1 protein-coding gene is annotated in these 1,113 nt (G+C 58.8%); it reads right to left on the bottom strand.

Features of this window, described 5'->3' with window-relative positions:
* Window positions 1-378: 378 nt before the first annotated feature.
* Window positions 379-1,113, bottom strand: a 735-nt coding sequence (gene dgoD, locus AC1D35_RS36310) for a galactonate dehydratase (RefSeq protein ID WP_477942871.1), incomplete at its 5' end; no start/stop codon positions are given.

The raw sequence follows: 1,113 nt of genomic DNA, 5'->3' as shown, positions 1-1,113 counted from the left end.
AATTTGGGCAGCAGCAACGACGTAAGGGCGAAGGTGCCGAGTTGATTGCCCCCCAAACTGGAACTCGAAACCTTGTCCGGTCCTCATCAACGGTGGGGTCATACTCCGGCATTGTTGACGAGCACATCAATGCGAGGCTCCCTCCCGCTTGCTCTGCGGAAGCGTGTAAAGTCAACCCGACAATTTCTGTGGTCGAAAAACGGAATACGGCTCTTGAAGGGAATCTAATCGTGGACCCGCGATCCAGATTGCGGGGGGTACTCGAGATCGGATAAAAGCAATCCGGTATCAGTCAGTCAGGCCGAATGCTGCTGAATGCTCAGGCTGCCACCGGGATGCGCTTGTTGCTTAGGCGCTTCGACATAGGACCATCTCTCCTTACCATTCGGCGAAGCTGCCGTCTTCGTGGCGCCAGATCGGGTTGCGCCAGCGATGGCCTTCCTTGGCGCGCTCGATGACATAGGCTTCGTCCACTTCGACACCGAGGCCGGGGCCTTGCGGAATGGAGACGAAACCGTCGGCATACTGGAAGACCTCCTTTTTGGAGATGTAGTCGAGGATGTCGTTGCCCTTGTTGTAGTGGATGCCGAGGCTCTGTTCCTGGATGAAGGCATTGTAGGAGATGGCATCGACCTGCAGGCAGGCGGCAAGCGCGATCGGGCCGAGCGGGCAATGCGGCGCGACTGCGACGTCATAGGCTTCGGCCATGGCTGCGATCTTGCGGCACTCGGTGATGCCGCCGGCATGCGACAGGTCCGGCTGGATGATATCGACATAGCCGTCCGACAGGACCGACTTGAAGTCCCAGCGCGAATAGAGGCGTTCGCCGAGCGCGATCGGCGTCGAGCAATGGTTGGCGATTTCCTTCAGGGTTTCGCGGTGCTCGGAGAGAACAGGTTCCTCGATGAACATCAGCTTGTAGGGTTCGAGTTCCTTGGCCAGAACCTTTGCCATCGGCTTGTGGACGCGGCCGTGGAAATCGACGCCGATGCCGACATGCGGGCCGATCGCCTCGCGGATGGTGGCGATGGTCTCGACCGCCTTGTCGATCTTCTCGTTGGTATCGACGATCTGCATTTCCTCGCAGCCGTTGAGCTTGATCGCCTTGAAGCC

It is taken from the genome of Rhizobium sp. P1_E6, assembly GCF_056405875.1.
Note: the sequence above shows the minus strand (reverse complement) of the source record. Positions and strands in the feature narration are given on the sequence as shown.